Source organism: Hanstruepera sp. CR43, from assembly GCF_055227665.1.
Window position 1 is genome coordinate 1574329 of the sequence record NZ_CP200078.1, and the last position, 18347, is coordinate 1592675.

Annotated in this window: 21 protein-coding genes; 12 read left to right on the forward strand and 9 right to left on the reverse strand. The window is 33.0% G+C overall.

The window, feature by feature from the left end:
• Positions 1–120: 120 nt before the first annotated feature.
• Positions 121–1101 carry a ribonucleotide-diphosphate reductase subunit beta gene (locus ACKXGU_RS07160; protein WP_103053129.1) on the reverse strand — a complete coding sequence of 327 codons (981 nt, stop codon included), beginning with the start codon at positions 1099–1101 and terminating at the stop codon, positions 121–123.
• A 610-nt stretch (positions 1102–1711) separates the two neighbouring features.
• Between ACKXGU_RS07160 and ACKXGU_RS07165 the strand changes: the two genes are divergently transcribed.
• Both ACKXGU_RS07165 and ACKXGU_RS07170 read left to right on the forward strand, forming a co-directional pair.
• On the forward strand, positions 1712–2446 hold the full coding sequence (locus tag ACKXGU_RS07165; RefSeq protein WP_463467359.1) for a LytR/AlgR family response regulator transcription factor: 735 nt from the start codon (positions 1712–1714) through the stop codon (positions 2444–2446).
• A 180-nt stretch (positions 2447–2626) separates the two neighbouring features.
• On the forward strand, positions 2627–4417 hold the full coding sequence (locus tag ACKXGU_RS07170; protein ID WP_463467360.1) for a tetratricopeptide repeat-containing sensor histidine kinase: 1791 nt from the start codon (positions 2627–2629) through the stop codon (positions 4415–4417).
• Here ACKXGU_RS07170 and ACKXGU_RS07175 read toward each other — a convergent pair.
• On the reverse strand, positions 4414–4986 hold the full coding sequence (locus ACKXGU_RS07175) for a DUF3109 family protein (protein ID WP_463467361.1): 573 nt from the start codon (positions 4984–4986) through the stop codon (positions 4414–4416). The two genes, ACKXGU_RS07170 and ACKXGU_RS07175, sit on opposite strands and share 4 nt — an antisense overlap.
• A 90-nt stretch (positions 4987–5076) precedes the next feature.
• On the opposite strand from ACKXGU_RS07175, the gene ACKXGU_RS07180 reads away from it, so the two are divergent.
• Genes ACKXGU_RS07180 through ACKXGU_RS07190 form a run of 3 tightly spaced genes read left to right on the forward strand, consistent with a single transcriptional unit; the run spans position 5077 to position 6472 of the window.
• Positions 5077–5658, forward strand: a complete 582-nt coding sequence (locus ACKXGU_RS07180; protein WP_463467362.1) for a MarC family protein — start codon at positions 5077–5079, stop codon at positions 5656–5658.
• 2 nt (positions 5659–5660) lie between these two features.
• Positions 5661–5864: a hypothetical protein gene (locus ACKXGU_RS07185; RefSeq protein ID WP_463467363.1), complete on the forward strand. Its 204-nt coding sequence runs from the start codon at positions 5661–5663 to the stop codon at positions 5862–5864.
• On the forward strand, positions 5864–6472 hold the full coding sequence (locus tag ACKXGU_RS07190; protein ID WP_463467364.1) for an FAD-dependent oxidoreductase: 609 nt from the start codon (positions 5864–5866) through the stop codon (positions 6470–6472). The genes ACKXGU_RS07185 and ACKXGU_RS07190 overlap by 1 nt, the downstream gene beginning before the upstream one ends.
• On the opposite strand, the gene ACKXGU_RS07195 is transcribed toward ACKXGU_RS07190, so the two are convergent.
• The 3 genes from ACKXGU_RS07195 to ACKXGU_RS07205 form a co-directional block, all read right to left on the reverse strand.
• Positions 6465–8057: a S41 family peptidase gene (locus ACKXGU_RS07195; RefSeq protein ID WP_463467365.1), complete on the reverse strand. Its 1593-nt coding sequence runs from the start codon at positions 8055–8057 to the stop codon at positions 6465–6467. The two genes, ACKXGU_RS07190 and ACKXGU_RS07195, sit on opposite strands and share 8 nt — an antisense overlap.
• The gene (locus ACKXGU_RS07200; RefSeq protein ID WP_463467366.1) at positions 8054–8488 is read right to left on the reverse strand and encodes a deoxycytidylate deaminase; all 435 of its coding nucleotides are present in this window, start codon (positions 8486–8488) and stop codon (positions 8054–8056) included. Before ACKXGU_RS07200 ends, ACKXGU_RS07195 begins: the two co-directional genes overlap by 4 nt.
• 81 nt (positions 8489–8569) lie before the next feature.
• The gene (locus ACKXGU_RS07205) at positions 8570–9160 is read right to left on the reverse strand and encodes a HupE/UreJ family protein (RefSeq protein ID WP_463467367.1); all 591 of its coding nucleotides are present in this window, start codon (positions 9158–9160) and stop codon (positions 8570–8572) included.
• 111 nt (positions 9161–9271) lie between these two features.
• On the opposite strand from ACKXGU_RS07205, the gene ACKXGU_RS07210 reads away from it, so the two are divergent.
• The 7 genes from ACKXGU_RS07210 to ACKXGU_RS07240 all read left to right on the forward strand — a co-directional run bounded on the left by ACKXGU_RS07210 (position 9272) and on the right by ACKXGU_RS07240 (position 15583).
• Complete coding sequence (locus tag ACKXGU_RS07210; protein WP_463467368.1) at positions 9272–9808, forward strand: hypothetical protein; 537 nt, start codon at positions 9272–9274, stop codon at positions 9806–9808.
• Positions 9809–10028: 220 nt separating this feature from the next.
• Entirely contained in the window at positions 10029–11291 is a 1263-nt protein-coding gene (locus ACKXGU_RS07215) for a phage integrase SAM-like domain-containing protein (RefSeq protein WP_463467369.1), read from the forward strand.
• Between the two features lie 9 nt (positions 11292–11300).
• Positions 11301–12131: a hypothetical protein gene (locus ACKXGU_RS07220; protein ID WP_463467370.1), complete on the forward strand. Its 831-nt coding sequence runs from the start codon at positions 11301–11303 to the stop codon at positions 12129–12131.
• A gap of 97 nt (positions 12132–12228) precedes the next feature.
• A complete protein-coding gene (locus ACKXGU_RS07225) occupies positions 12229–12519 on the forward strand; it encodes a helix-turn-helix domain-containing protein (protein WP_463467371.1) in 291 nt (96 codons plus the stop codon).
• Positions 12516–13562, forward strand: coding sequence for an AAA family ATPase (locus ACKXGU_RS07230; protein WP_463467372.1), 1047 nt, complete (start codon positions 12516–12518; stop codon positions 13560–13562). The genes ACKXGU_RS07225 and ACKXGU_RS07230 overlap by 4 nt, the downstream gene beginning before the upstream one ends.
• A gap of 423 nt (positions 13563–13985) precedes the next feature.
• Entirely contained in the window at positions 13986–14117 is a 132-nt protein-coding gene (locus tag ACKXGU_RS07235) for a hypothetical protein (protein ID WP_463467413.1), read from the forward strand.
• A gap of 419 nt (positions 14118–14536) precedes the next feature.
• Positions 14537–15583, forward strand: a complete 1047-nt coding sequence (locus ACKXGU_RS07240; protein WP_463467373.1) for a hypothetical protein — start codon at positions 14537–14539, stop codon at positions 15581–15583.
• A gap of 10 nt (positions 15584–15593) precedes the next feature.
• Here ACKXGU_RS07240 and ACKXGU_RS07245 read toward each other — a convergent pair whose 3' ends face one another.
• The 4 genes from ACKXGU_RS07245 to ACKXGU_RS07260 form a co-directional block, all read right to left on the reverse strand.
• Entirely contained in the window at positions 15594–16124 is a 531-nt protein-coding gene (locus tag ACKXGU_RS07245; RefSeq protein ID WP_463467374.1) for a hypothetical protein, read from the reverse strand.
• A gap of 102 nt (positions 16125–16226) precedes the next feature.
• A complete protein-coding gene (locus ACKXGU_RS07250) occupies positions 16227–16712 on the reverse strand; it encodes a hypothetical protein (protein WP_463467375.1) in 486 nt (161 codons plus the stop codon).
• A gap of 274 nt (positions 16713–16986) precedes the next feature.
• Positions 16987–17328, reverse strand: coding sequence for a hypothetical protein (locus tag ACKXGU_RS07255; RefSeq protein ID WP_463467376.1), 342 nt, complete (start codon positions 17326–17328; stop codon positions 16987–16989).
• Between the two features lie 125 nt (positions 17329–17453).
• Complete coding sequence (locus ACKXGU_RS07260; protein ID WP_463467377.1) at positions 17454–18203, reverse strand: toxin-antitoxin system YwqK family antitoxin; 750 nt, start codon at positions 18201–18203, stop codon at positions 17454–17456.
• Between the last annotated feature and the right edge of the window lie 144 nt (positions 18204–18347).

Consider the following 18347-nt stretch of genomic DNA (forward strand, 5'->3'; position numbering starts at 1 on the left):
TGGTTTTCAGCTTCAATACGCATATTGAAGCGAGCTAGTTTTACAAATAAGGTAATAGGGTTTCAGGTGTGAACACACCATTTGACTGCTATTAACTTATTTCGAGGGTTTTAATTATATTTAAAAATCAGCGTCAAAACTGAATTTATCCTTTTCTTCTTCCTTGTTAAGAACACCCGCTTTTTGGTATTCAGAAACACGCTTTTCAAAGAAATTAGTTTTTCCTTGCAACGAAATCATATCCATAAAGTCGAAAGGATTGGATGCATTATATTCTTTTTCACAACCCAGTTCTCCTAACAATCTATCCGTTACAAACTCCAAATATTGAGTCATCAATTTCGCGTTCATACCAATTAAACTTACTGGTAGGGATTCAGTAATAAATTCGCGTTCAATATTTAGTGCGTCCACAAGAATTTCTCTAATACGTTCTTTTGGAACTTTATTTACAAGGTGCTTGTTGTGCAGGTGCACAGCAAAATCACAGTGCACACCTTCATCTCTTGAAATTAATTCATTGGAGAATGTCAATCCTGGCATCAAGCCACGTTTTTTAAGCCAGAAAATAGAACAGAACGCACCTGAAAAGAAAATACCTTCAACAGCAGCAAATGCTATCAAACGTTCAGCAAAGCTTGGTGATTCAATCCATTTAAGCGCCCAATCGGCTTTTTTCTTAATAGCAGGGAAATTTTCAATAGCCTTGAACAGGATATCTTTTTCCTTTTCATCTTTTACATAAGTATCAATCAATAGTGAATAGGTTTCGCTATGAATGTTTTCCATCATAATTTGGAAACCATAGAAAAATTTCGCTTCGCTGTATTGCACCTCATTAACGAAGTTTTCAGCTAAATTTTCATTGACAATACCATCACTAGCTGCAAAGAATGCTAAAATGTGCTTGATAAAATAGCGTTCATCATCATTTAATTTTGATGACCAATCAGTTAAATCCTGATGCAGATCGATTTCTTCCGCTGTCCAAAAACTTGCCTCCGACTTTTTATACCATTCCCAAATATCGTGATGCTGAATTGGAAAAATTACAAATCTATCTTTATTTTCTTGTAAAATGGGTTCTGTTGTCTGAGACATGTTTTTGTTATTTTTTTATTAAAATTTAATGAATAATTTGGTGTGATTTGGGACTAACAAAGATTGAAAAATGTGTTTGAAAATGAAAGGCTAAGTTATAAACATTGTCAACAAGTTTTTAACAAGTCTTTAACGATAGGGATTTTTAAGAATTTTAAAAAAATAATTATATGTAATTGATTTTCAGTTGTTTAAATCAATATAATTTTATTGTTAAGGGTAAGATTTTACCTGTTAAAACAATGCTGAAACCCTATAAACAGTACCGTTATACACCAAAAAAAAGGAGGCTTGTAAAATAAAAAAAGAGTCACTTTATCAATGACTCTTTTCTTCACCTAACTAACTAATAAATTTGATAAAATTGAAAATAAAAAGCTAGACTTGTCTAGCTTTTTACAGATTAATAGCAAATACCCTTTAATAAATGTATAATCCTTTGCAATAATTTAATAGCGACACTAAATTCCTACAAATTTTTCGATTTCCAAGTTCCAATTGTATAGTTGGTATTAAATAATGTATAAATGGTTACTTCATGACAGCCAATATTATATCATTAATTAATAAAAATATTTGGCAACTTATTAATATTCTTATATTTGAAATTATGATTAGAGCAGTTATTGTTGATGATGAACAAAAAGCTATAGATAGCCTGACTTGGGAATTAAAACAGTTTAATTCCGAAATTAATATTATTAAAACTTTCAACAAACCAGAAGAGGCTATTCAGTTTCTTAATACCCGATCAACCGATTGTTTGTTTTTAGACATTAACATGCCCACCATGGATGGGTTTCAGTTTTTGGACAAGTTGATCAATAAGGATTTTGCCATAGTCATTACGACCGCCTATAATGAATATGCACTAAAGGCCTTAAAACATGAGGCCATAGATTATTTGTTAAAACCTATAGATTCTGACGATTTAAAAGAGACCATAAAAAAAATCAAGAAGCACCATTCCAATAATTTGCCTATTTCAAAAATTGAAGAAGTACTCTTGAACTTTAATCAGAATTTCAATCAGAAGAAAATTACCATAAGTACAGACGGGAAGCTCATTTTTTTAGAAACCGACAAAATCATATACATAGAGTCTGATGGAAACTACAGCACATTTGTCATGCAGGACAATCAAAAAATATTAGTTACCAAAAAGCTCAAGGAAGTCAATGCCATATTGCCGGAAAACTATTTTTTTAGGATTCATAATTCCTATATCATCAATTTAAACAAAATAAAAGAGTTTATTAAAAATGACGGTTACGTGGTCATGCAAACAAACGACAAGATTCCTGTAGCCAGACAACGCAAATCAGATTTTTTAGACAAAGTATAGCCCATGTACAACAAGAACTGTAAACTGTCAATCCAATTAACCATTCTCTTATGTTTTGTGTTAAGTTTTTTTCTTCAGGCTCAATCTCAAACCCTAGATCTTGATTTTAAAAAACAGGTAGATAGTATCCTTGAAAAAAAACCAAAAAGTTTTTCCTCTCTCGATTCTGTTTTTTTACCCATGAAAAGAGATACGCTGAAAATGTCCTATCTCGTTCATAAAAGTGCTAAATCGGGTTATAAAACAGGCGAATGCTATGCCTTAAATGCTTTAGGTACTTTTTTTAGAAACATCTCACATTATGACGATGCCATTACGATGCACACCAGAGCTTTGCGCCTGGCCCGAGAGCTGGAAGATGTTGAAATGGAGGTTTTAAGCTTGAACATGCTTGGCGTTGTTTACCGGCGTATGGATGCTATCCGATCTGCTTTGGACTACCATAAAGAAGCGCTGGATCTTGCTGAAACGCAGTCTCCACCATCTCTTGAAATTGAGCGGAGTATTGCTGTTTCACAAAATAGCATGGGAAATATTTATCTGGCATTAAAACAATATGATTTAGCCCTGGAGCAATTTCAAAAATCATTAAAAATTGAAACCCGATTAGACAATAGATTAGGACTCGCCATTAATAACCATAATATTGGTTACGCTAAAGAGAAAAAGGGCCTCATTGATGAAGCTCTTGAGCATTATCAACAATCGTTGGTTTACAACAACGAAATCAACTCCGATATTGGTCGCGTGATATGCTTTAATAGTATTGGAAAAATTTACATTGTACAAGAAGACTATGAAGCGGCCTTGCCCATAATCAATCAAGCACTTGAAAAAGCCTTGAAAGTAAACGATCAATACTATATTGCGTCATCTTATCTCAATTTAGGACTTATTCAATTAAGGAAAAACAACCTTGAAGCAGCTAAAACCAGCCTTGAAAAAGCATTGACCATTTCAGAGGAATATAACTTAAAAACTTCTAAAATTGAGGCTTACAATTATTTATCGGAACTATTTGAGAAAACTGGTGATTTAAAAACTGCCCTTGCTTACTACAAGGACCACATTAAGCTAGAAGAAACCGTATCTAATGAGCGCAATTTACAGTATGTAAACGATTTAATCATTAAATACGAAAGTGAGAAAAAGAACAACCAGATCAAAGAGTTGGCCAGTGAAAATGAAATTGTTAAACTGAAGCTTGCGCAAAACCGAAGAACCTTAATCTTAAGTTTGTTAGGAGGCGTTTTAATTGCTATCATCCTTTTTGTTTTATATAGACAACGTCAACTTCGCAATGAAAAACGGATCATTACTTTGGAACAGGAAATGTTGCGAAACCAAATGAATCCGCATTTTATTTTTAATTCATTAAACTCCATCAAGCTTTACATCATTAACAACGAAAAAGAAAATGCCGTTTACTATCTCAATAAATTCTCTAAACTGATCAGAAAAATACTGGTAGCGTCTACCGAAAAAGAAATATCACTCGAGGATGAACTGGAAACCATGGCGCTTTACATGAATATTGAGAATATTCGTTTTTCCAATGAAATAGAATATCAAGTTGATGTGGCTCCTGAAATCAATTCATCTATCATAAAAGTGCCTTCCTTAATCTTGCAGCCCTTTCTGGAAAACGCCATTTGGCACGGCTTATCTACCAAACCCAATAATAAAAAAATTCACCTTTCCATAGAACGAAAGGACCTCAATCATGTTTCCATATCCATTACAGACAATGGGATAGGTCGCGATGCCTCTCAAAAAATCAAAAACGACAAAAAGTTAAAAAGACAATCGGTTGGTATTGACATAACCAAAGCCAGATTGGAGAACTTTTCCAAAAGCTTTAATGATGATTACGGTCTTGAAATAATAGATTTGTATGAAGACGGAAAGCCTTCTGGAACAACTGTGGTTTTAAACATTCCAACAAAGTATAGCAACTTAAAAATTGCTTAGTGTCTTTTATAATTTTCGGCAAGTTTTTCTAACTCCAGATACCAGTCCTCGCCAAACTTTCGAATGAGAGCTTGCTTCACAAATTTATATACCGGAACCTGCAACTCTTTACCCAGCGTACAAGCATCGCTACATATATGCCACTTTTCATAATTTACCGCCGAAAACTCTGAATAGTCCTTAACGCGAATCGGATATAAATGGCAGGAAACAGGTTTCTTCCAATCAATCTCTCCTTGGTTATAAGCCTCTTCAATAGCACATAAAGCGGTTTTATTTTTATCAAAAATCACATAAGCACAATCGGCACCATCAATAAGCGGTGTTTCAAAATCGCCATTTTCAGTCGTAATATAAACACCTTGTTCCTCAATTGCTTGGATACTCTCCTTACGAAGCAGTGGTTTAACTTTTGGATATATTTCCTGCAACTTGTCGGTCTCACTTTTTTCCAATGGCGCACCAGCATCACCATCAATACAGCAAGCGCCTTTACAAGCCGACAGATTACAGACAAAGTCCTTTTCAATAATATCCTCTGAAACGATTGTTTTTCCTAGTTGAAACATGATGCAAAAATAGCCAAACTTTGCATTTAAAAACTATTGAAAATCATATATATTAGACTACTTTTGCCGAAAATTTAAAACCCATTGATTATGGCACTAGATATTAAAGAGATATTTACGGCATTTATGATTCTATTTGCTGTCATTGATATTATAGGCAACATCCCCATTGTCATAGATTTAAGAAAAAAGGCCGGTCACATACAAAGTGAAAAAGCATCCATTATTGCCGGCGTTATTCTAATTCTGTTTTTGTTTTTAGGTCAGACTATTTTAAAACTTATTGGTATTGGTGTAAACAGCTTTGCCGTAGCTGGTGCCTTTATCCTTTTCTTTATTGCTCTGGAAATGATTTTGGGCATTACACTTTACAAAGAAGATGAAAGTACTGCTATGACAGCTACTGTTTTTCCATTGGCATTTCCGTTGATTGCCGGACCAGGAAGTTTAACAACTTTGTTATCTTTACGGGCAGAGTTTCGCGTTGAAAATATTATTGTAGCTGTTATTTTAAATGTTATCATTATTTATATAGTGCTCAAAACATCAGCGAAAATAGAGCGATTGATTGGTCAAAATGGCATCAATATCATTCGAAAGATATTTGGAGTTATCTTGTTGGCCATTGCCGTAAAACTTTTTGCACATAACATAAAAGCCTTATTTGCCTAATTATGAAAATAATTTCAATAATCATTTCCGTTTTAGCCATTGTACTTATTATTTACAATGCATCCATGATTAATTTAAACGAGCCATTTCAAGGCAATAGTTTGACAGCTATAATTACCATATTGACTGCCTTATGTGCAATTTTATTGCTTCAAATCCTTTTAGTTTCCAAAAAAATTGAAGCTAAATCAAAAGGTAAGAAATAATGTTTGATGTTTTAATAATTGGTGGTGGTGCATCTGGTCTATCCTGTGCTTTAGTTTTGGGTTCTGCCAAGGACAAAGCCTTTGCTCAAGATAAAAAAATAGGCATTGTAACCCATCAAAAAGCATCTCATCTACAAACCGCATTATTTAATAATGTATTGGGTTTGTCGCCAGGTACAACAGGAGCATCTATATTAGAAAGCGGCACAGACCAATTACATGACTTATATCCACATGTAGTACAGATTAATGGTGAAAAAGTATTGGAAATTATGCCACAAGAACACCATTTTCAAATAACTACCAATAAAAATCAATACGAATCCAAAATTGTTGTTGTAGCCGCTGGATATACTAATATGTTACGAATAAAAGGCTTGGAATCCTATATAAAACCTCATCCAAGAGCTAAAGCTGACAAGAACAGAATATGGTTGGAAAACAAAGACCATCTCATTACTGACGGCTTGTATGTTACGGGAACTTTAGCAGGCTGGCGTAGTCAATTTGCCATGGCTTGTGGAAGTGGTGCACATGTTGCTACAGATATACTGACACTTTGGAACGATGGTGAACACACCAAAGTTCATGACAAAGTACTTAATTAGTTTCCTGATCTAATTTGATTACCTCTTCAATCATGATGTCGCTTTGATTTAAAACCTCATCAAAGGCACCATTACCAAATAACTGGGAAGCTAAAGTTGCTTTGATATATTGTTTCACCTCGTCGTTGTAGGCCACAAAAGTAATATTGGCTTTGGTTTTAAAATTGAGATAGTCCTGGAATGCCAAAACCAAATCGTCACTCACAACAAATGATGATATAAAGTCTTCTCTAGAAAAATCGTTATAAGCATCACGATCTTTTTCCAATTCCTCAAAAACAAAATTGCTAATAAAACCTCTGCGTTTTAGAAATGTTAGAGTTTCATTTTGCATGCTCATATCTAAAGGCACAAAAACATCTGGAATTATCCCGCCACCTCCATAAACGACTTTACCTTTGGGTGTTGTAAATTTTAGAGAATCAGCCACCTGAATTTTTTCAGGATCCAGGAATTCACCTCTATTCAATCTCTCAAAGTAATCATCATAATAATCCTTGTTACCATTTTCATAAGATCGTTGAATGGATCTCCCTGTAGGTGTATAATAACGAGACACTGTCAATCGCACCGCACTACCATCTCCCAACTCCATTTCACGCTGTACCAGACCTTTACCATATGACCGCCGACCAACAATGGTTCCTTGGTCATTATCTTGCAAAGCTCCAGCAACAATTTCACTAGCGGAAGCCGAGTTTTCATCAATCAAGACATATACTTTAGCATCTTCGAAATCACCTTTTTTGGTCGCATAGCTTTTTTCAATTTTGCCTCGTTTGTTTTTGGTAAAGAGAATCAATTTATCATCTTCCAGAAACTCATCAACAATCTGTTCGGCGACACTTAAAAATCCACCGGGATTCCCCCTTAAATCAAGGGCTAAATCACGAACGCCTTGCTTCTTTAACTTTTTGAGTTCTTGCGAAAACTCCTTGTATGTAGATTCAGCAAACCTGTTTATTTTAATATATCCTAGTGTTTCTGTCAACATGTAAGCAGCATCAACACTTCTTATGGGTATGTGGTCTCTTTTTACAGTAAACTTCAATACTTTAGACTCGCCTTTTCTAATAACACCCAATTCTACTTTGGAATCTATAGGACCCTTTAATTTATTGACAATATCCGTATTGCTTAAATCCTTCCCAAAAATGGAGTCGCCATCCGCCGTGATAATACGATCACCTCCTTTGATGCCAGCCTTATCACTGGGGCTTCCTTCAATAGCTCTAATGACCGTGATGGTATCCTTGTAGGTGTAGAAACTTATGCCAATACCCACAAAATCACCTTTCATATTTTCAGAAACACGTTGCATGTCTTCTTTAGGGATATAAACAGAATGCGGATCTAAATTTTCGAGAATGCCATTAACGGTGACATCTACTATACTATCGGTATTGACTTCATCAACATATTCATAATCGATATAGTCAATAAGCCTATTAAGTTTATCCTTTTTACTGTTTGAAGAAAATAATCTATCTGAAGTATCTGAAAAATTCAATTTTCCACCAATAAAAATACCAGCCGCTATACCGATACCTATTAATAGTGGTAAATATTTTCTTTGAATTTTCATTGTGACTCTAAATCTTCAATTAATTTTAATTCGATTCCTGCTTTTTTAAGAAATCGCAACCCGGAATCATCTTTATAAGCCTTGCTGTAAACTACTCGGATTATTCCTGCCTGATGGATCAGTTTACTACATTCCTTGCATGGAGACAATGTGATGTACAAGGTCGCACCAATACAGGATTGCGTTGACGCTGCTACTTTTAAAATGGCATTGGCTTCGGCATGTAAGACATACCACTTAGTATAGCCTTCGTCGTCCTCACAAAAATTTTCAAAACCTGTTGGCGTACCATTATAACCATCGGAAATAATCATTCTATCCTTTACAATTATCGCACCAACCTGTTTACGCTTACAATAGGAAAGCTTTCCCCATTCTGTTGCCATTCTCAAATATGCTCTATCATATTTAAGCTGTTTCTTTTCTTTCATATGCATGAATCCTTATAACGAATATAATGGGTTCGTATTTTAATTACAACCAGAAGATTGAAGATTTATGAAAACTTTAGGTTATGCCAAAAAATCACTGCCCAGAATCATAGGAATGACCAGTCCAACAACTATGGCCGAAACCACCATAATCCAGTCTCTTTTGGAAAACCTGAAAACGGTTTGCATGACATAGCCCAGAAACAAAACAACAAAGACAATAATAACTTGCGCTATTTCGATTCCCAAAGCAAACTCCAATAAGGTCACCAATTTATTGTCCGCTCTGCCAACTAAAATTTGGAATTCTCGGGCAAAACCTAAACCATGTACCAACCCAAAAAATAAGGTTGAAAAGAACAAAACACCCACTCGTTCCTTTTGGGCGCCTTTACCCGCTGTAAATACATTGAACAGTGCCACAATCATAATGGTTACTGGAATCAAGAATTCAACTAATTGTCCATTAACACGCACCACATTATAGGCGGCTAAAACTAAAGACAAGGTGTGTCCCAATGTAAATAATGATACTAAAAGTAATACGCGCTTCCAGTCTTTAAATATATATGGTACGGTTAATACTATGAGAAATAATACATGGTCATAGGCATTGATATCAAGAACATGATTAATGCCATACTCCACATGAAACCAAAAATTTTCAAGCATTGTTTATGTAGTTTTTAGGGTGAGCCCAAATATACAACTTAAAACCAATTGATTGAACAATTAACAATTAATGAATATATTAGTGAAACCATTTCCATTAAAACTAAAAAAATGAAACTCCTGAATGTTTTAGCCTTTACAATAATTCTTTTTTTAAGCTTCAACAGTTTTGGACAAGAGGAAATGTCTGAAGATTTTAAACACCATTTCATTTCGGTACTGTTGAGTCATTCCGTAGTTTTTGAGGGTGTTGAAAACGGTAATAGAAAGGCCATTTCTTTACCTTCTTGGGCTTTGAATTATAATTACACCTTTAATGACAAGTGGGCCGTTGGCCTACATAATGACATCATTATTGAAAATTTTAATATTGAAAAAACCAAAGACAACGAAATTATTGAACGAAGTACACCTATTGCTTCCCTTCTTGTTGGCACATACAAAATAACCGAAGGGCTGGGCATTGAACTTGGGGCAGGTATGGAATTTGAAAAGGATGAAAACTTTGTTCTTGCCAGAATTGGCGCTGAATATGGCATTGAAATACCCAAACTAAATTTGGAAGTCTTGTTGGGATTTGATTACGATATTATTTTTGATGCCTACAATAGTATAAATCTGGGATTCGGTATTGCCAAACGATTTTAAAAAAAGCAAAGGGAGCAATAGATATTGATCCCTTTGTACTCAAGGTGGGAGTACTTTTAATAAAAAAAACAAATAAGCCCATTCATTATAAAACCTATTATAGCATCAACTAAATCAACACTTTCACGCATATAACACAATTTCCTTTTTTGATTTAGTTTGCATAAATTTGTATAATATTTTGTTCAATCGTACAACAATCGTACAATTATTCTATTAATTGATAGCAACTGTAAACTATCTATATCGCTCTCAAAAGGATAAGGCATTTTTAAATTTAAGACTACTTTTTACTCATAATAATATTAATCATGTTATTGGTGGTAAAACCAAACTAGATGTATCCAAGCTGTATTGGGAAAAATATCACCCTCAAAAAAACCCAAAAGATATAGAAGTCAAGAATCAGCAGGTTAAAATTAATACAGAACTTAATAAAATTGAAAATCACATTCTTAAGGCCTTTCACCAAACTTCTCCAGAGAATGTGAATAAAGAATGGCTGACAAATCAACTCGATCTATATTACAATCCACCAAAAAAAGCAAAATCAATTCCTGATACGTTATTAGCCTATTTCGATTACTATCTTAACCAAAGGCATAATGAACTTGCAAAACAAACACTTAAAAACTACAAGGTTGTTCGCAAACTAATTGATAATTATGAGAATAGTAATAGCCGAAAAATTAGAATAGCAGATGTGGACCCGAGTTTTAAAGCTGATTTTCAAAAGTTCTGTTTAAAAAATGCGTATGCTCATAACACTATAGCAAGAGCGATATTAACAATAAAGACTGTTTGTAAACATGCAATGTTCAATGGTCTAGAAGTTAGCCCTCAATTGGATAGAATAAAAATAAAGGAGAAGAAGGCGAACAAAATCTATTTAACCCTAGATGAACTTAAGACCATTGAAGATTTAGATTCAGAAAGTCTAAACGAAAGCCTCCTTAATGCACGGGATTGGCTTATTATTAGTTGTTTCACTGGGCAACGTGTTTCAGATTTCATGAGATTTACTAAAGATTTAGTACGAACAGAAAAAGGTGAACATCTAATTGAGTTCACACAAAACAAGACTAGAAAAATAATGACTATTCCCTTGCACCCTAGCGTAATGAAAATTCTTAAAAAGCGAAGTGGGGCTTTCCCTCGTCCAATTTCAAGTCAAAAGTACAATTCATACATCAAAAAGGTTTGTAAAATTGCTGGTATAAACCAAATGGTAAAAGGTAGCAAAAGGGCAAGAATAGACATGGATGATGATAGTTATGTTTACCGTAAAAAGGCTGGAGAGTACGAAAAATGGGAGTTAGTAGGAAGTCATATAGGAAGATGGTCGTTCAGTTCAAATTTCTATGGAAAAATCCCAACTACGTATCTTACTTATATGACGGGCCATTCAACTGAAGAAATGTTCCTGAACTATCTTGGCAAAAGCAACAAGGACATTGCTTTGGAGTTAACTAAATACTTTTAACTGATTAGGATGTTTAAAACAGATATTTTAGAAGATTTCCTCTATCTATGGATTAAGGCAGAAATAATTCCATTCACCAATTCTGAAGATGCTTTGGTCAACAACTATAATGCTCTTGACAAACCCTTCAAAGAATACAGCCAATCAGTTATAGTTTGGTATAATCATATGAAAGCCGAAATATCCGAAAATTTACTCTCGCTCACATCAGAAAATCGTAAAATGTATCTCGATTATGTCAAAATCAGAATTGAAAATGAAACGCGAGCCTATGATAAAAGTAAATTGATAGATTTACTCAAATCCCTCAAAATAAAGACTAATTCATTAAGTTTTGAACAAAATAATAAACTTAATTATGTTCTTAACCAGAGTTTTAATGAAATTTCGTCTGAAGAGGATTTAGCTAATATGAAACATCTTCATAATGAATATTATAATTTCTTACTTAACAATGAGCGAAATAAGGTTATTGAGTATTTAAAAGAATTAAACGATAATGAACTAAAACCCATTAACGAAACCTACAAAAATGAAGCTTGGTTCAAATTTGGCGTTCAGCTTGCCGCTGGAAATTTAAGAAAACACTATGAAGTTAATACCAAAGGTGTTTTTGTTATGATCAAAGAATCTTCGGCCAGAAAAATTGCAGAAGAATTAGGTCTAGGAAAAAACAATAACCTTATATCAGGCACTTTTAATAATTATTCCAAAGAAAGTAAAAACTCAAATAGAAATATTTTTAATGATAGTTCTAAAATTTCAAAAATAATGGAACATTGTGATAAGAACAATATTGTGATTGTTAATGAATTTTTAGATCGGATACCTACTGAATAAAACACATTCAATAAGTGTTACTGGATCGTTACTAGTAACGCCCTGTTTAACAAGTATTTATTCTGAATTTTGGCTCGTAATTTAAAATTTATGAGTAATGAAAAATTCCATTATACTCCAAGACCTATCAATTGAAGAACTCCAAGAACTGATAGGCACCACGGTTAAGAAAAACGTGGCTGAACTCCAAAATGAGCTACAATCCAAAAAATTTAATGAAGAACTCCTAACACGCGAAGAAACCTGCCAGTTCCTTAAAATCGACAGTAGCACTTTATGGAGTTGGACCAATAAAGGTAAAGTTAAAGCCCATGGTATCGGTGCTCGTAGATATTATAAACGAACCGAACTATTGGAATGTTTAACTCTTTTAAAGAATAAGCCATGAAAGAGTTGAAAACAACGAAAAAATCGCAGGAAATTAGTGATAAGGTTGTCTATACTGCTTCAGAATTACTGGCTCTTGGCGACATTAAAATGAAATATTTACTTGAGCCACTGTTACCACAAACGGGTTGTGCAGTTTTAGTTGGGCAACCGGATACTGGAAAAAGTCAATTTGCACGCCAACTTTGTATTCATGTAGCCCATGGATTAGATAACTTTTTAGGCTTTAATCTAAATCCAGCTATTAATAAGGCTATTTATATAGCCACGGAAGATGACAGAGATTCAGTCAAATTCCTTCTTAATAAACAGCTCCAGGGAACAGGCATTGAGAGCAACGACCAGTTAAGGTTTGTTTTTGCAGATACTTTAGACCATAAGGAGGTTAGAAAGACACTTGAAAGCGAATTGGCTAAAGAGCCCGTCAGTTTGGTAGTAATAGATAGTTTCGGAGACATATTTGATGGGCACGATAGCAATAACAATATGGCAATGCGAAATACTATCAAGCAATATGATCAAATTGCCAAACGTTATGGTTGTCTCATCCTGTTTGTACACCATATCAATAAGAAAGGCTACAAGTCTTCACCTAGCCAACAACACATTCAAGGAGGTTCAGGCCTCACTCAAAAAGTGCGTGTTGCAATACAACTTTCTGATGGGGGTGGCGGTATCATATATTTAACCGTTGTAAAAGGAAACTATTGTCCAAGAGTATACAAATACAACTCCGTTGAGTTGGTGTTTTCTGAAGATAGTTTTCTATATACAAACACAGGACAATTTATCCCAACAACTGAAATCGGTAATACAAGTTCATCACCAAAAACAAATCAAAAACAAAATGAATATATAAAAATCATTAATGAATTTATGACAGAGGAATCTTACAGACATACAGATTTGGTGAATCAATTGTGTAAAAAAAGCAAAATCAGTGAATCAACTGCAAAAAGAGCAATAAAACAGTTGGAAGAGGAAAGCATTCTATTCAAAAACGAAGATGGTTTGTACATTTTAAAAAAAGAAAATAAAAAATAAAGTTGGTGTCAATGTTTCAAACCCCTAATAGTATGACACCATGACACCAAATAATCATAAATAATAATGAACTACGAAAAAGTATTAAAAATAGCAGAACATGTCAAATCACAGCTTGCACCATATTGCGATCGAATCGAAATAGCAGGCAGTATTAGACGTAAGAAACCTGATGTAGGAGATATAGAAATCGTGGCAATACCAAAACCCTATGATATCGGACTCTTTGAAAGCAGAATAGCAACGGTGGTTAAGAAATGGCCAAAGGTGAAAGGTGAACTGCCTTGCAAATATACGCAACGCTTATTGCCAGAGGGTATTAAGCTTGACTTGTTCTTCGCTGAACCTGATAACTGGGGCCTAATATATGCCATGAGAACTGGTAGTGCGAACTATTCTCATAAAATACTTGCTTCTCAATGGGTGTCCCAGGGATATAAAAGTGAAGGTGGATTTCTATATCACCAAGGTAAAAAGATTGCAATAAAAGAGGAGGAAGACTTATTTAAACTTTTAAAATTAAAATATGTTGAGCCTGAATTTCGTAATATATGAAGCTAAACAACCTTTTTTACTATTTCATAAATAAGAGGTGTATATGCACACCAAAATTTTTAGCCCTTTTAGTGAATTTTAAGTTTAAAGGCTATAGTAATATATAGCAATTAATCCTTATCTTAACGTAATTTAATATAGTATGAATCTCATCAGTTTATTTAATTTTATTCGCAAAAAGAAAAACACGAACAATAAGGCAAAACCACCTGAAATTAAAACAAAAAATAAGTGGCTATACCCTACAGATAGTTTTGGTAAGATGGAAAGAGGTGTAGTAAATGATTCTAATTGATTTATGTTTTTTGAAAATTATTTCATCTTATAAAGAATCATTTTCGAAAAGTATCACAAGATATTATTTTATCAAAAAAATTGTAACAGTAAAACCACATGTTTATAAAGCAAAACAAACATACATGGAGCAAAGAATAAAATTTTTAAGAGATGAAGATTTTATGGAACTCATAAAAGTTACTAAAAAATTAATAAGGAAAAATCCTATAAATAGGAAATTTTGCACGAGTGATTTCGGCGGAAGAGATTTATTTTTGAAAGATTATAGTAAAAGTCCAGAAGACTACAGTAAAGTAGATATTGATGAGATGTTTATCAAAAATGGAATAACTATGGAATATCTTGACAAAATGAAGAAAGGAATTGTTAGAGATCCCGGATATCATGTCAAAATTAAGTTTAAAACATTAATTGAAGTAACGGTAAGTTGGAGCGAAAAGGTTTATAAAAAGCATGTTTATGACCGAACTGACACCTATTATGAGCGCTTTTATTTTGATGATAGATTAAAACTTGTCAAAAGCAACTTTTTTAACAGGGATGAACATGAGATTTTGTCACAAATAAACCGTTTTAGAAGCCAATTATATGACACTCATAATAAAAAGTATAAAAATTTAATCCTTTCTGATTTAAATGGATTGATATATGACAGTCGAAATGATAGAATTGTAGTTTACCCTGAAAATTATAATTTTATTGGACGTATAAATGAGCCTATGTTGATATTGACTAATGAAATCTATCAAGAAGAAAAAAGAACATTTGCCTATCTTTATAATGGCGATGTATTTGTACTGGGCATTTATGTTTATGACAAACCTCTATTAGTAAGAACTAGGCTGAATTTATGGAAGGAAATTGTTTATCGTAATCACCCATTAAGTGATCATATATTTGGTCATGAGAATAAAATGAACAGTGATGAGTTTAATCATTGGTTCGAATATTCTTATAAAGATATTTTGGATAAGGAAGAAAAAACTCGGCATGTATCTAAAAATTGTCCAAAAGTGATCTCAAAAGACATGTCCGCACAAACAAAATATTTATCAAAACTTCAATCCGCAGGCATAATAACATTACCAGTTACAACTAATATTAGAGAATTTGTTGAACAAAATCCAAATATAACGGAGAGTAGTTTTTTAAAAAAATATTATAATTAACATTGAATCTTTAATCAGTCCAATATAAATCATTGAATCTTTCAAGAAAGGTTATAGTATTTTTGAAATCTTTCCGGTTAATATAAATTTCAAGTTCATTTGAGGCTTGAACATTAATATGCAAATGATTAGCATCTTCTGAATAGTCCAAATAGTCCAAAATAAAGCAGACATATTTTTTTGCACCTAGATACTTGTTTTTTTTAATCCATTTATTTAATGCCGAACGAGAATATTTGATTCTATCATATTCGACTATTTCCTGTTCAAAATATTTTTCATTTCTATGAAATTCAGAAATCTTTTCTAGAGCCAAATACGTTTTAAGAAAAACTTCTTCGTCAGATGGTTCTCCAAATGGTGGAAGTCGGATTTTTGAACCGTCATCTTTTATAAAAATATGTTGGCTATGAACATAATCATAGCACTTTAAATAAAGATTAGAATACTTTAAGAGCCACCATTCAACTTTGTTGATCGAATAAAGGTTTTTTTCAGCCAAATCTATCAGATCTTTCAACGGCTCTTTGATATTTTGCATACTTAAAATGAAATAAAAATTGACGCCATGGTAACTGAAATCATACCAATAATTTTAATAAGATTATGAGCGTCCAAATTACGCTTGGTTTTCTTTGACTTATTAGTTTTTAAACAAATCTTTTGGCTTTTCTATTTTATTACCCAAAAGTTCAAATAAATGTAACAACCCAGTCTGTAAACGTTCTGCCATATCGTTATGTCCATTTTTCATACTAATACTAATTTCTTTAATCCATTTTTCTTCGTTCGTATGGCGTATTCTAGAAAACTTTGATTTAATAAAGATGTCTAATGTATTATTAGTTCTATCCTTTGATGATAAATATATTAAATCAATTGCATCTGGTTTAAATGAGTAATAATCATAATAGTCATCTGATAAAAGTCGGCTCCAAGTTTTTTTAGTAAAAATCAAATATTTACGATTGTTAGTATCAGTTCTAACTTCGATTTGATAAGTTCCAAAAAATTCAGGATCACCATAACCTTCCAAATTTATATTTAACCAATTAACAGTTTCATCCATAGTTTGTGAAAATGAAAAAAAGGATACAAAGAATATTAAGAACACTAATATGTTTTTCATAATTTGTTATTTAAATTGATATATCTATCTGGTTTTTGCAAGTCTTAAAAACTTTGAATGACTTTATCTTATTTTCTATTACATCATATTGAACCTCATTAGAAAGAGCATATCTAATGCATGGCCGTTAATCTTTATGTTTTAGCAATAAAGTTATCATAAATATTCCGTTCTGTACCCCAGCCTCAATTCGATCATTTAAATCTAATTTATTGAATAATTATAATAAAATTTAATTATTGTTTTGTCATTATGAATATTAACACGTCTGTAATCAGTTAGGAGTTAAGTAAATAATTGTTGGGATATTTTCGGTAAATTCTCTTGGAACATAACCAGAAGCAGACACCCATAATTCACATAAAAAATATTCGGGTTTTGGGTCGCATACTATTCCGTTATCATTTGTATTTCTGAAAGAATTGACAGTGGTTCCCCCATGACATTGCACTGCTGTAGGGGACTGAAATGTACTTACTAATGCTCCCTCAATTGGTTCATCTGTATCTCTGTCAAGAACTGTCCAGCATTTAATTTGTTCATTATTGTTATTATCATCACTTGAACATGCAAAAATAAAAATGCATGAAATAAATATTAGAAATAGTTTTTTCATTGTTTGTCTTTTTTTGTGTGACTTGATTTTTAACAACACCTCGAAAGTATTTGTAATACATTAAGCAAAATTAATGCTGGATTGCGCTATTTGATTGCCTGTGATTGTAGATATATTAACAATCACTATTTTAATCTGTTACCATCTTCATCCCATTGTTTTTCAGATGTTAAAACACCATTCTTATAAATCCATTCAATCCCTAACTGACCATTTTTGTGCCATCCTTTATGCAATTTTAATCTACCATCCTGATAAACTATTTCAGACTCTAACTGTCCATTTTTGTACCACTTTTTATGGACATCTACTGGTTCATCGTTCTTAAAGCTTCTATCCCATTTTAACTGACCGCTCTCGTACCAGTCCTTCCATGTACCTTCCCGTTTACCAACTTTGTGAAAATATTTAGAGCCCAATTGACCATTCTCGAACCAATCTTTAGAAACACCATCTAGTTTACCATCATTATAGTTACATTCATTTTCTAACTGCCCATTTTTATTCCATTGTTTCTCAAGACCATCTCTTGTGCCATTTTTATAGTTGGATTCGATCTCTAGCACTCCATTAGAATGCCATTTTTTTAAAGGACCTTCCAATTTTCCATTTTTATAGTTGGATTCCCCAAGTAATTGCCCATTAGGATACCATATTTTAACAGTACCATCCCTTTTGCCATTTTTATAATTGGATTCAGAACTTAAATGCCCCACCTTCCCGTTTTTAACCGTTCCTGTTACCAAACTCATGTCGTGTTTTAAATATAGGATATCATCAACTAGAACTGTATCATCATGATCTATTATTATTTCTTCTTTTTCTTTACACCCTGAAAATGCAAGTAAGGTAAATAGTAATACTAGGTTTTTCATAATTTTATATTTGAAAACTTATCAAACTGATAATAGAAATAATCACATGCTTTCTGCAATCTCTTTGTAACGTAAAATCCTGAAATCCGTCCATGTTACATTCGCAAATTCCAACGAATATTCCGCCAAAACCAATACCGTCTT

What these genes read in the sequence shown, in the direction of transcription:
- ACKXGU_RS07160 (WP_103053129.1), bottom strand. Translation starts at nt 1,101, where the DNA reads ATGTCTCAGACAACAGAACCCATTTTACAAGAAAATAAAGATAGATTT.
- ACKXGU_RS07165 (WP_463467359.1), top strand. Translation starts at nt 1,712, where the DNA reads ATGATTAGAGCAGTTATTGTTGATGATGAACAAAAAGCTATAGATAGC.
- ACKXGU_RS07170 (WP_463467360.1), top strand. Translation starts at nt 2,627, where the DNA reads ATGAAAAGAGATACGCTGAAAATGTCCTATCTCGTTCATAAAAGTGCT.
- ACKXGU_RS07175 (WP_463467361.1), bottom strand. Translation starts at nt 4,986, where the DNA reads ATGTTTCAACTAGGAAAAACAATCGTTTCAGAGGATATTATTGAAAAG.
- ACKXGU_RS07180 (WP_463467362.1), top strand. Translation starts at nt 5,077, where the DNA reads ATGGCACTAGATATTAAAGAGATATTTACGGCATTTATGATTCTATTT.
- ACKXGU_RS07185 (WP_463467363.1), top strand. Translation starts at nt 5,661, where the DNA reads ATGAAAATAATTTCAATAATCATTTCCGTTTTAGCCATTGTACTTATT.
- ACKXGU_RS07190 (WP_463467364.1), top strand. Translation starts at nt 5,864, where the DNA reads ATGTTTGATGTTTTAATAATTGGTGGTGGTGCATCTGGTCTATCCTGT.
- ACKXGU_RS07195 (WP_463467365.1), bottom strand. Translation starts at nt 8,057, where the DNA reads ATGAAAATTCAAAGAAAATATTTACCACTATTAATAGGTATCGGTATA.
- ACKXGU_RS07200 (WP_463467366.1), bottom strand. Translation starts at nt 8,488, where the DNA reads ATGAAAGAAAAGAAACAGCTTAAATATGATAGAGCATATTTGAGAATG.
- ACKXGU_RS07205 (WP_463467367.1), bottom strand. Translation starts at nt 9,160, where the DNA reads ATGCTTGAAAATTTTTGGTTTCATGTGGAGTATGGCATTAATCATGTT.
- ACKXGU_RS07210 (WP_463467368.1), top strand. Translation starts at nt 9,272, where the DNA reads ATGAAACTCCTGAATGTTTTAGCCTTTACAATAATTCTTTTTTTAAGC.
- ACKXGU_RS07220 (WP_463467370.1), top strand. Translation starts at nt 11,301, where the DNA reads ATGTTTAAAACAGATATTTTAGAAGATTTCCTCTATCTATGGATTAAG.
- ACKXGU_RS07225 (WP_463467371.1), top strand. Translation starts at nt 12,229, where the DNA reads ATGAAAAATTCCATTATACTCCAAGACCTATCAATTGAAGAACTCCAA.
- ACKXGU_RS07230 (WP_463467372.1), top strand. Translation starts at nt 12,516, where the DNA reads ATGAAAGAGTTGAAAACAACGAAAAAATCGCAGGAAATTAGTGATAAG.
- ACKXGU_RS07240 (WP_463467373.1), top strand. Translation starts at nt 14,537, where the DNA reads ATGGAGCAAAGAATAAAATTTTTAAGAGATGAAGATTTTATGGAACTC.
- ACKXGU_RS07245 (WP_463467374.1), bottom strand. Translation starts at nt 16,124, where the DNA reads ATGCAAAATATCAAAGAGCCGTTGAAAGATCTGATAGATTTGGCTGAA.
- ACKXGU_RS07250 (WP_463467375.1), bottom strand. Translation starts at nt 16,712, where the DNA reads ATGAAAAACATATTAGTGTTCTTAATATTCTTTGTATCCTTTTTTTCA.
- ACKXGU_RS07255 (WP_463467376.1), bottom strand. Translation starts at nt 17,328, where the DNA reads ATGAAAAAACTATTTCTAATATTTATTTCATGCATTTTTATTTTTGCA.
- ACKXGU_RS07260 (WP_463467377.1), bottom strand. Translation starts at nt 18,203, where the DNA reads ATGAAAAACCTAGTATTACTATTTACCTTACTTGCATTTTCAGGGTGT.